Origin of the sequence: Bradyrhizobium sp. CCBAU 45394, assembly GCF_028128655.1 — a bacterium.
Taxonomy (GTDB): Bacteria; Pseudomonadota; Alphaproteobacteria; order Rhizobiales; family Xanthobacteraceae; genus Bradyrhizobium; species Bradyrhizobium diazoefficiens.
Map to the genome: position 1 here is coordinate 1 of NZ_LBIX01000125.1, position 11,536 is coordinate 11,536.

General features: G+C 58.6%; 8 protein-coding genes and 2 pseudogenes. 1 reads left to right on the forward strand and 9 read right to left on the reverse strand.

The window, feature by feature from the left end:
* Window positions 1–304 (reverse strand): annotated as a pseudogene (locus WN73_RS12835) (hypothetical protein); the annotation flags it as partial.
* Between the two features lie 74 nt (window positions 305–378).
* Here WN73_RS12835 and WN73_RS12840 point away from each other — a divergent pair.
* Window positions 379–648 (forward strand): annotated as a pseudogene (locus WN73_RS12840) (integrase core domain-containing protein); the annotation flags it as partial.
* A 703-nt stretch (window positions 649–1,351) separates the two neighbouring features.
* Here WN73_RS12840 and WN73_RS12845 read toward each other — a convergent pair.
* The 8 genes from WN73_RS12845 to WN73_RS12880 form a co-directional block, all read right to left on the reverse strand.
* Window positions 1,352–1,732, reverse strand: coding sequence for a Zn-ribbon domain-containing OB-fold protein (locus WN73_RS12845; protein ID WP_271553096.1), 381 nt, complete (start codon window positions 1,730–1,732; stop codon window positions 1,352–1,354).
* Between the two features lie 5 nt (window positions 1,733–1,737).
* On the reverse strand, window positions 1,738–2,892 hold the full coding sequence (locus WN73_RS12850; protein ID WP_271553097.1) for a thiolase domain-containing protein: 1,155 nt from the start codon (window positions 2,890–2,892) through the stop codon (window positions 1,738–1,740).
* A 68-nt stretch (window positions 2,893–2,960) separates the two neighbouring features.
* Window positions 2,961–5,039, reverse strand: a complete 2,079-nt coding sequence (locus WN73_RS12855; protein ID WP_271553098.1) for a 3-hydroxyacyl-CoA dehydrogenase NAD-binding domain-containing protein — start codon at window positions 5,037–5,039, stop codon at window positions 2,961–2,963.
* Entirely contained in the window at window positions 5,032–6,219 is a 1,188-nt protein-coding gene (locus WN73_RS12860; protein ID WP_271553099.1) for an acyl-CoA dehydrogenase family protein, read from the reverse strand. Before WN73_RS12860 ends, WN73_RS12855 begins: the two co-directional genes overlap by 8 nt.
* A 91-nt stretch (window positions 6,220–6,310) precedes the next feature.
* The gene (pimC, locus tag WN73_RS12865; protein ID WP_271553100.1) at window positions 6,311–7,513 is read right to left on the reverse strand and encodes a pimeloyl-CoA dehydrogenase large subunit; all 1,203 of its coding nucleotides are present in this window, start codon (window positions 7,511–7,513) and stop codon (window positions 6,311–6,313) included.
* 756 nt (window positions 7,514–8,269) lie between these two features.
* Complete coding sequence (locus WN73_RS12870) at window positions 8,270–9,100, reverse strand: ABC transporter permease (RefSeq protein WP_271553102.1); 831 nt, start codon at window positions 9,098–9,100, stop codon at window positions 8,270–8,272.
* Window positions 9,101–9,105: 5 nt separating this feature from the next.
* Complete coding sequence (locus tag WN73_RS12875) at window positions 9,106–10,356, reverse strand: ABC transporter permease (RefSeq protein WP_271553103.1); 1,251 nt, start codon at window positions 10,354–10,356, stop codon at window positions 9,106–9,108.
* A 67-nt stretch (window positions 10,357–10,423) separates the two neighbouring features.
* Complete coding sequence (locus WN73_RS12880) at window positions 10,424–11,482, reverse strand: ABC transporter substrate-binding protein (protein ID WP_271553104.1); 1,059 nt, start codon at window positions 11,480–11,482, stop codon at window positions 10,424–10,426.
* Between the last annotated feature and the right edge of the window lie 54 nt (window positions 11,483–11,536).

Below are 11,536 nucleotides of genomic sequence, written 5' to 3' on the forward strand. Positions count from 1 at the left end.
CGACAACTCTCTGGGTGGATCCTTCCTCCACTGGTAATACGCGCCGTCGGGGCGCACCGTAGGGTTTGACATAGGCCGGCGGAATCAATCTTACATCGTGTCCAAACTGCCGAATCTCCCGCGCCCAGTGATGAGCGGTCGCGCAAGCCTCGATGCCGACCAAGCAAGGTGCGAGCGAGGAGAAGAACGACATGATCTCGCCTCGCCGGAGGCGCTGGCGACTGGTCACTTGGCCTTGGCTGTCAACTGCATGGATGTGAAACACGTGCTTCGAAATGTCCAATCCAATTGTCGCGACTTTCATAGGGAATAGCTCCTGTTAGCGGGTATACATCGCCAGTATATCGCCGGCGCCGAGGGAGCGGGGCCGTCTTCCCCATCAACGGCCGGATGCGCGACGAACTGCTCAACGAGACCTTGTTCTTCGAACTCGACGATGCTCGCGCCAAGATCGCCAACTGGGTTGCCGACTACAATCTCCAGCGGCCTCACTCGTCGCTGAAATACCTGACCCCCGCGGCCTATGCCGCCCACCTCACCGCAACGGACGACCGGCTGCGCAACCCCGACCAGCTCCGCCGATCGTCCGTTGCTCCACCCGCGCCACTTGGCGTACAAAACCCCGAGACTCTAACCGCCACCGGATGAAAACTCAGTGGCAGGTCAGAACCACTGGTGTGCAACTGTTCGCGCCGTGTGCAGATCATCACGCTAGCAAGGCACCTGGTGGTTGTAGCTGACACAGGGGGTGATTGCGCGTCGGCTGCGCGAACTTCGAATTGGGCGCTTCAGGCGGCAAGTCTCATTGGCCGTCACAGCGGCTCCTGGACTTTTTCTGTCAGCTCAATCCAATTGCGGCGACGCGCGCTGATAGCCTGCACCTATAGTTCATATTGTATTGCTGCGATAAACCGAATCTCATCCACGCACATTCGATGATCCGTGACGGCTGAAATCGGCAATAATCAAGTAGTGGTGGCCGGTTCTATTATTCATTGCGCGCGGCTGTGATGCGTGGCGTGCCGCCTGCTACACGGGTGACAGAGTGTCTTTCAGTTGCTCGACGTTGGCGGCCGGGAGGACAGGATTGAGCTTTTGCCAATCCCGCAAAACTAGGACCAGGCACGCACAGAGAGGACGCTGCGATGCGCCGTCAATTCGCAGACCCTGGATCAAGACGTCAAGCTCATGTGGCGCGTCTGTTACTGCGCCAACTCGCGGATTTTCTTGGCGCCTAGGAATACGTCCGCATGGGTCGGCTGCCGTCGACCCATTGTCTTACGACCGCTGCACTTGGCTCCGCGGCTTGCAGCCGGCAGAGGAAGGTGGGCATCCGGCCGAACCGGGTCCATTAACGTACGACAAAGAGGGGAACGGGGACTTGCGGAGCGGCGGCCTTGAATATCACCTTGACCGTCGCGCCTATCGACAGTTTGGCCGGATCTGCATCTACCACATTGGTCAACATGATCGGCCCTTCGGTGAGCGCTACATAGGCCAGCACGTAAGGCGCGTTCCCCATGCGGTTTACAGAAAAGGAATAGATCTCGCCCTCCCCCGGAGACTCCTGCCAATCAATATCCGTCGACAGACAATGTGGGCAGATTCCTCGTGGATACCAATGGGTCCTATGACACTGCTGACATCGTGGCAGCACGAAACGGCCATCAGCGGCGGCATCCCAAAAGGGCTTGGTCTCAGGACTGTGTGCGATAAAGTCTGTGCCAGTCATGGTGATTACTCCCGTTCCAGGATGAGGGTGGCGCTACTGTGGCGCGTCCCCATCAGCCACCCCGTGCCATGTGCTAGCGCCAGCGCGCAATTCTTGACCTGAACGGCGGGATGGGCCTCGCCTCGCAACTGGCGGACGGCCTCGATCACCTTGGTGATTCCGCCCCGCATCGCTGGATGGTTGCTGCATAGACCACCGCCATCTGTGTTGAAGGGCAGTCGGCCGACGCCGGAGATTAAGTTTCCGTCGGCAACAAACCGGCCGCCCTGGCCCTTTTCGCAGAACCCCAGGTCCTCCAACGCGATGAGGACGGTAATGGTGAAGCTGTCGTAAATTGAAGCGTAGCGGATATCGCCCGGCTTCACACCGGCCTCGGCAAATGCGATGGCGCCGGACTGCCTGGCCGCCGAAGCGGTAAGCTCGACCGCGCCTGCCGCCTGTCCCTGAATGCCCTCGCCCGCCCCGATCACCTTTACCCGAGGGCGCTTGAGGCTCTTGGCGATCTCTGGACGCGTCACCACAACAGCTCCGCCGCCGTCCGAGATGACACAACAATCAAGCCGGTGCAGAGGGTCAGACACCATTGGAGACGCTAGGACATCTTGAGTGGTGACCACTTTGCGGAGCATAGCGTGCGGATTGTGCTGCGCATGGTGAGAAGCAGCGACTTTGATCCACGCCAACTGCTCGTTAGTGGTTCCGTACTCATACATGTGACGACGGGCGCACAAGGCGTAGATATCCAGGAGGCTTTGCCGAAGCGGCCGTTCCCACAACAAATCCGGCTGAGTAACGTCCGGTTGGAAATTGACCGGTGCGCTGCGAGGCCGACCAGCCAACGTGACCAGGGCCACGTTGCATTTGCCGGCCGCAATAGCTTGGGCGGCGTGGGCAATGTGCTGCAAAGGTGCGGAACCGCCAATATCGGTGAAGTCGCAATGGCGCACCTTGAGATTCAGAAAGTCGACCATTGAGACGGGGCGGAAGCCTGGTTCGTCGCCAGCCGAAAAGTAGCCGTCGACGTCGTCTTTGGTCAAACCGGCGTCAGCCAGTGCACCAGCGGCGCATTCGGCGTGAAGCTGCACGACTGACTTGTCGGGCGCTTTACGCGTGGGATGCTCATACGCACCGACAATATAGGCTTGTTCATCGCGAATCATCGCGTTGCTATTCCTTTGTTAAGTGGCTGGTCATGTTGTCGATATGCATCCTCGTCCCGGGCGCGTCGCTACGCGAGCGAGGCGAGGATCTTGCCTTCCACGATCAACCGCTTGAGGAGCGATGCCGGCTCAAGCGAGGGATCGTTGGTCTGCTTTGCATGGAACGCGAGGCGGTCGGCGATATGCTTCAGGCCGACCTGGTCGGCCCAATACATTGGTCCGCCCCGATAGATCGGCCAACCAAAGCCATAGAGCCACACCACATCGATGTCGCCCGGCCTGGCGGCAATCCCTTCTTCGAGGATGCGCGCGCCCTCATTGACGATGGAGTACATCATGCGCTCGAGAATTTCTTCGTCGCTGATGGCTCGGCGCTTGCGGCCCAGGCGAACGAGCGTTTCGTCGATCAGTCTCTCGACGTCCGGGTCCGGAATTGGCGCGCGAGAGCCGGCCTCATACTTGTACCAGCCCTTGCCGGCCTTCAGGCCAAAGCGGCCTGCCTCACAAAGGGCATCGGAAATCTCCGATTTGACGCCCCGATCTTTGCGCGAAAGCCAGCCGATATCCAAGCCTGCCATATCGCCCATGACGAACGGTCCCATCGGCATGCCGAATTTGGTCAGTACCGCGTCGATCTGATGTGGCAGTGCACCGTCGAACAACAGCTTATCTGCCTGCTTAAAAGCCGGATCGTACATGCGATTGGCGACGAACCCGTGGCAGAGGCCGACGACGACCGGCGCCTTGCCGATCTGGCGGGCAATCGAAACCGCGGTCATCAGCGCGTCCGGTGCGGTTCGCGGTCCGCGCACGATCTCGCACAACTTCATTACATTGGCAGGCGAGAAGAAGTGCATGCCAAGCACGTCCTGCGGTCGGTCGGTGACCGAGGCGATCTCGTCGATGTCCAGGTAGCTGGTGTTGGAGGCGAGAACCGCGCCCTGTTTGGCGCATTTGTCGAGTTGCGCGAACACCTCTTTCTTGACGGCCATCGTTTCGAAGACCGCTTCGATGATAAGGTCCGCATCCTTCACATTGCTGAGGCCAACCGCGGCCTTGATCAAGGCCATGCGTTTGGCGGGAGCGTCCCCGGGGATACTGCCACGCGCGGCGGATGCTTCCCAGGTCTTCTGAATGGTGCCTAAGCCGCGCTTGAGCTGCTCTTCCGTGCTCTCAATTAGGGTCACAGAAACGCCGGCATTGGCGAAGGACATCGCGATGCCGCCTCCCATGGTGCCAGCCCCGACGACCGCCACACGTTCAATCTGTCGTGGCCTCGTCCCTTCAGGAAGCCCTGCAAGTTTGTTGGCGGCGCGCTCGGCGAAGAACGCATACCGTTGCGCCTTGGACTGATCGCTGCGGAGCAGCTTGTTGAAGCCTTCGAGCTCTTTTTTGAGCCCTTCTTCGAACGGCAGGTCGATCGCCGCGGCGATCGCATCGGCGGCGGCGAACGGCGCTTCCAGCCCACGCGCTCGCCTGGTCATTGAGGCAACTGCGTTGGTAAAAATCGAACGGTCGCTCTTTGTCGCGGCGAGCTTTGACTGATCGTCGCGGAGCTTGCGTACTGGCAGCCGATTGGTCAGAACCTTGCGGGCGAAGGTTTGTCCGCCAGCCGCGGCAGTTTCCACGATTTCCGCGATCAGGCCACTATTCAGAGCTTCTCGCGCAGTGATCGGATCACCGCCCACGATCATCTTTACCGCGAGTTCAGGTCCAACGGCGCGGGGGAGGCGTTGAGTTCCGCCACCGCCAGGCAGAAGGCCCAGTTTGACCTCGGGTAAACCGAGTTTGGCGTTTTCGGTTGCGACGCGGAAATGGCAAACCAATGCGACTTCCAACCCACCCCCGAGGGCGTTGCCGTGGATGGCAGCGACTACGGGCTTTGGCGAGTCCTCAATGACCGCCATAAACTCGTCCCACGTCGGGGGCTGGGGCGGCTTGCCAAATTCGGTGATATCCGCCCCCGCGATGAATGTGCGGCCGGCGCAGGTCAGGACGATCGCCTTCACTTCTGGATCGGCGATCGCCAGGTTCATGCATCCCAAAATACCGCCGCGGACCGCAGCACTTAGCGCATTCACGGGAGGATAGTCGACCGTGATAGTGGCGATGACATCATGACGTTCGAGTTTCACGACCTCAGCCATGCGACACTACCTCGCTGTGTGTTCCACTTTCTTGATCACTAATCAGTCCTCCGAGCGATGCGAGCCGCCGGAGATGATGGTCGGCATTTCCAAACAATGTGTCGATCATCGTGACGCGCTTGAAATAGTGGCCAACGCTATATTCCATTGTCATGCCGACGCCGCCATGCAACTGGATCGACTGCTGGCCGATCGCTTTCGCCGACTGGCCGATTTGGACCTTCGCCGCCGAGACCGCTCGAGCGCGCTTCGTCGCATCCTCTTCGGCTGCCATCATCGCGGCGTACATCGCCATGGAGCGCGACTGTTCCAGTTCGACGAACATATCGACGGCCCGGTGCTGAAGCACTTGGAACGAACCGATGGTCTTGCCAAATTGCTGGCGAGTCTTCAGATAGTCGAGCGTGATCGATTGCATCTTTGCAAAGCAGCCGACGGCTTCGGCGCAAAGCGCTGCAACCGCCTCGTCCGCAACCCGCAGAATGACGGGAAATGCGCGCGCGGGATCTCCAATCACTTCGGCGGATTCAACGCGCACATTCTCAAGTGTGACTTCGGCCGCATGCAGTCCATCCTGTGTTCGATAGCCGCGGCGCGTGAGGCCCGGCGCCTCGCCGTCGACGAGGAAGAGGCCGATCCCGTCCTTTTCCCTGGGCCCTCCAGCCGTTCTCGCCGACACAATGATCTTGTCGGCCGCATCACCATGGAGAACAAGGCCTTTGGCACCGCTGATCAACCACCCGTCGCGGTCCTTCTTCGCCTGTGTTTCTACGTGGAATAGGTCGTAGCGCGAATGTGGCTCTGCGTATGCGAAGGCAAGTTTTGTCCTCCCTTCAGCAACCGCCGGAATGAGTTTAGCCTTTTGCGCTTCGTTTGCCCCATACCGCAGGATGCCTCCAGCGAGCACTACGGTCGCGAAATAGGGCTCAAGAATCAACGCCTGGCCCAAGCTCTCCATTACGATCATCATTTCGACCGCGCCGCCGCCGAAGCCGCCATACGCTTCAGAAAACGGCAGAGCCAGAAGCCCAAGTTCGGCATAGCGCGTCCACATGGTCTCGCTAAAGCCCGCCTTCTCGTTCTGGTACTTGCGCCGATGGTCGAAACCGTAACTTTCGAGCATCAGGCGCTCAATGCTGTCCTTAAGAAGCCGCTGCTCCTCAGAAAGATCAAAGTCCACTGGTAAAGTCTCCTGAATGCGGGCCGTGACAGCCCCCCTTATGCCCGCTGCGAACAGGCTTGCGCCTTGTCTCCTCGACCAAGAAAGAACGTCAGAGACCGAGGATCGCCTTGGCGATGATGTTTTTTTGGATTTCGTCAGAGCCGCCGTAAATTGAGACCTTCCGGACATTGAAATAGGCGGGCGCGATAGCTGCGGCCCAATCTGGACCAATCGGCGGGCCGTTATGCGTCTTGATATCCTCATCCGACTGGTAGGGCTGCGCATAAGGGCCGACGACGTCCATCAAAAGCTGCGCTGTGGTCTGCTGGATCTCCGAGGCCTTGATTTTCAGGATAGCGCTCGCGGGATCTTGGGTGACGCTCTGGCGTTTGGATGCGTTAGCGACTACGCGCAGTTGCGTCATCTCCAGTGCCTTCAGGCGAACCTCAAGGGCCGCGACCTTTTCGCGGAAAGCGATCTGGTCGATCAGCCGGTCGTCTCCGACGCGGCAGAGCGCAGCAAGCGTTTTGACGCGCCGGACACGCTCTTTGGAAGAGCCAATAGTAGCGATGTTGAAACGTTCGTTGCCAAGAAGGAACTTGGCGTAGTCCCAGCCCTTGTTTTCCACACCAACAAGGTTTTCGGCGGGGACGCGCACGTTGTCGAAGAAGACTTCGTTGACTTCGTAGCTGCCATCAATCAGCTGGATTGGGCGCACGGTAATTCCGGGCGACTTCATGTTGATCAGGAGGAAGGAGATACCCAATTGTTTCTTAACATCCGGATTGGTCCTGACCAGGCAAAAAATCCAGTCGGCATATTGGGCGAGAGTCGTCCATATCTTCTGGCCGTTAACGATGTAGTGGTCACCATACCGCACAGCCCGTGTCTTGAGCGAGGCGAGGTCGGACCCCGCGCCAGGCTCAGAGAAGCCCTGGCACCACCAATCATCTCCGTTTGCAATACGCGGGAGGTAATGCTTCTTTTGCGCCTCGGTACCGAAGGTATAAATCACCGGGCCCACCAAGGTCGTACCGAACTCGGGCAACCCCTTCACCGGATACATTTGCAACTCTTCACCGAAGATATACAACTGGGCCGGCGTCCAGCCCGTTCCACCATATTCTCTGGGCCAGTCAGGCACAGCCCAACCCTTCTTGTGCAGAATGCGCGTCCAAGCGACCATCTCGTCTCTGGACAGATCATGGCCTTCAATAAGTTTGCGACGCACCTCATGCGGGACGCTGTCGCGCAGAAATTGACGCACTTCTTCGCGGAACGCCCGCTCTTCCTTCGTGAACGCGATATCCATTCGATTTGTCCTGAGAGGATTCTGTTTAGGCCGCCGTTCCGGTGTACCTATTCGAGCGCTAGTGGATGAGCGGCCATAGACATAACGATCAAGGGGTGCGCGTAACTACTCATTTCGGGCTACGGGTGCACCCCCACAAAGTCTCTGCTGGCACTAACACTTTCCTCAACCAACTGAGAGAGAGAAGAGACGTAAACCGCCCCGACGCACAAAGACCGCAAAAGCCCGGCTGACATCGGAGAAATTCTGCAAAAGGAGCGCTTCCGTGAGGTCAAGCCGACGCCTCCACCTAAGGCGATCGTGGCGTCCCTGCACCGAAGCCTTCGCAAGGGCAGCGGCGCTCAGGATCCAGCAATCAACACTCAGTAGCGGCGTGCGAGATCTAGAAGATGGCATTAGGCAAGCTCTTCGAGCGCACAAAGGGTGGTACGCACCAACCATTAAAGGTTAGGAATTCCTGGATGCTATCCGGCACTTGGTGGATGAGACAGAAGCAATCAAGGGTCGTGTCAAAAACCGCTCGCTCGGTGAGAGCGGTCGATTAGCCATTGGGTTCACGCCTCATTCTCGGCCAGCAATCTCCGGGCCATCCTCCTCGATCACCGGCACGCTTCCCTGATGTCCATCGGCGTATAGTCAACGGCTCCAGAGAGCATCTGGTCTCCGACCTCGCCAACTCCGAGATTGACACCGCCGAGCCGGTTCGAATGTGGAGCGACAGGATCGTCGTTGCTCTGGAGCGACGCGTCGTCAACGCTAAAGGTCGCGAATCCCGCGCAGGCGTTCGGAGCGCCGGCGCAAGAGCTCGACAGTGATCAGCACGGCGATAGAGAACAGGATCAGCACCGTCGCGGCAGCAATGATGGTCGGGCTGATCTCTTCGCGGATACCGGAAAACATAACCCTTGGCAAGGTGCGCTGTTCGGGACTGGCAACAAAAAGAGCGACCACGACCTCGTCGAAGGAGGTGAGAAAGGCGAAGAGCGCTCCAGAGATCATGCCGGGAAGTATGAGGGGCAATGTAACTTTGAAGAACGCAGTGACCGGCGGTGCGCCGAGCCCTGCGGCTGCACGGTTCAGAGAGTGGTCGAAGCCCGCCAGCGTTGCCGTCACGGTGATGATGACGAAGGGCGTAGCCAGCGTGGTATGCGCCAGGATCAGCGCGGCGAAGGTATTGAGCAACCCGACATCGGCATAGAAAAAATACACGCCGACCGCGGTAATCACAACCGGGACTATGATGGGCGAGATCAGCACACTCATCACTGCCGTGCGCCAGGGGAAGTTCGGCCGGCTGAGTCCGAGCGCAGCTAGCGTGCCGAGAACAGTCGACAGAAGGGTCACAGCGACGGCGACAAAAATCGAATTGTGAAGTGCGCCCTGCCACCGGACGGTCAGGAAGAACTCCTCATACCATCGCAGGGACAACCCCGCCATTGGATAGGTGAAGAAGGGCACGGAATTGAAAGAGAGCGGAACGACGACAAGGATCGGCGCAATCAAAAACAACAGCACTGCCCCGCAGAGCAGTCGGTGCAAGTAGTGCCAACCCTTTTCTAATGGAGGGGCATAGGCGGAGGCGACCATCGTTCTCACCCCATCTTGACGCGGTCGACGCCGACCAGCTTGCTGAAAGAATAGTAAAGTAGCAACGTAACAGTGAGCAGAATGGCGCCAAGCGCCGAGGCCATGCCCCAATTAAGTTCTTCATTTGTATAGTGGGCTACAAAAGAGCTAACCATTTGGTCGGCCGGCCCTCCGACCAGCGCCGGGGTTATGTAGTAACCGAGACACAGAATGAAGGTCATCAGGCAGCCGGCGGCGATGCCCGGGAGGGTCAGCGGGAAGTAGACCTTCCAAAAGGCGTAGAACGGTCCAGCCCCGAGCGAGCGAGCGGCGCGGACATAGCTCGGCGAGATCGTACGCATAACGCTGTAGATGGGCAGGAGAGTTATGGGCAGCTGGATATGGGTCATCGCCACGATAGTCCCTATCCTATTGTAAATGAGCTCGGCTGGTTGCGAGATGACATGCAGCGCCATCAACATGTCATTGACGATGCCGTGCTGTTGCAGCAGCACGACCCAGGCGGTGGTCCGTATCAGCACTGATGTCCAGAACGGCAGTACGACCAAGATCATCAGAAGATTGCTGGACTTGCGCGGCAATGTCGCCAAGAGGAAGGCCACAGGAAAGCCGAGCAGCAGGGTTATGGCTGTTACGCCGATGCTGATGCCAAGCGTGCGCAAGAAAACGTCCTGAAAGATCCTGTTCTCCGGCGGTGAGGCGACAATCTGGCTGTCCGGACCATACTCGTAATCGACAGAACGCAGAAGGTAATAGCCCGTATAGGCCGACGTTCCACGCTTCAGGAGGCTCCAAACGTCGTGCCGGCCCCAGAGCGGACTGATTTTGATCAATGCCTCTTTGTAGGGCCCGGTAGGAAGCAAGCTCGCTTTGCGCGCGCTCGATATCACCTCGCTGAGAGATCCGGGCAACTCGTAGTTGATGCGCTTGCCGATAGCGGCCGCCGTTTTCCCCGTCGAAGACTCTTTGAGGTCACCCGCCAGTGCGGCATACACGGCCTCGCCCGGCAGGTCCTTGCCATCCCATCCTCTTAGCGCCGCCATTGTCCGCGGCGTCAGAGTCAAGAGTGTATCGTCGTGGATAGCGTTGAAGAGCATCCGGCCAATCGGAAGAACGAAGGCGACCAGAATGAATAGCAGCAGCGGCAGGACGAGAACGAGAGCCTTCAACTTCTGCCGGCGCTCGATCCGTTTGAGCTTGAGACGCAGAGGTATGCCTTCGAAGGTGCTGCCAATTTGGATGGCCGTCGTCGACATTGACTATTCCTTGAGGTTGTCCGCGCTGATGCCGCGAAGAGAGGGAAGCGCCTGCCCCGCTACGGCTTTACTTCGCGAGCCAAGCGTTAAAGCGCTGGCGGAGTTCATCGCCCTTCTCACTCCAAAAGCTTAAGTCGCTCGGCAGAGCACTTCCCGAATGATCATTCGGAATGTTGGGACGAACGGCCGGATCGATGAGTGCGAGGGCACCATTGTTGCCCGGCCCCTGGCTAGTATAGCTAGCCAGGTCGGCTTGCGTTTGCGAAGATCCGGCTAAAGCGACAAATTTATAGGCATTGTCCAATCGCGGCGTGCCTTTGAGAATCACCCAAGCGTTTCCGTTCGTTACCGCGCCGTCCCACACGATCTCGAAATGCTTGCCAGAGTTCTTGACCGCATCATAGATTCGCGTATTCCAAGCATCGGTCATGACCACTTGGCCATCGGCGAGAAGCTGTATCGGCTGGGCGCCAGACGTCCACCAGACGATGTCTTTTTTGATCGTGTCGAGCTTTTTGAATGCGCGATCAATTCCCTCCGGCGTGTTGAGTACCTTGTACACGTCCCTGATAGGCACGCCGTCTGCGATAAGAGCCCATTCGACTGTAACCTGGGGAGTCTTAGGCAGTCCCCTCTTGCCGGGAAATTTATTCAGATCGAAGAAATCGGCGATGCTTTTTGGGCCGTTCGGAAGCTTATCCCTGTCGTAGGTAACGACGGAGGCCGCGATGCCAGCCGGCACTCCACAGTCGCTGTATTCGGCCCCCTCGAACTTGGTCCGATCGAGGCCAAGCTTCTTCCAGTCGATAGCCTCAATCAGACCCTCCGCGCACATCTGCCGGGTGCCCGAGTCGCCAGCGTAAACCACATCCCAGCTCACGGTCTTGGTCTCGACCATGGCGCGGATCTTGCCGAGCGTGTAGTCGTACTCAGCTTCAGTGATCTTGATCCCGCTCACCTTCGAGAACGGATCGAACATCAGCTTGCGCAGGACCTGCTGGAAGGACCCGCCCCCAGCCGTGATCGTGAGCTGATCGTCTGCAAGGGCGGGCTTCGTTGCTGCAAACATGCCCGCTGTCAGGCCGATGACGGCCAGGCTGCTCGCAATCGTCAGTGACCTTCTCATCGTCTACTCTCTCCCCGCTATGCCACCCCCTGGATGAGGGCAGCGCCGCCGAAA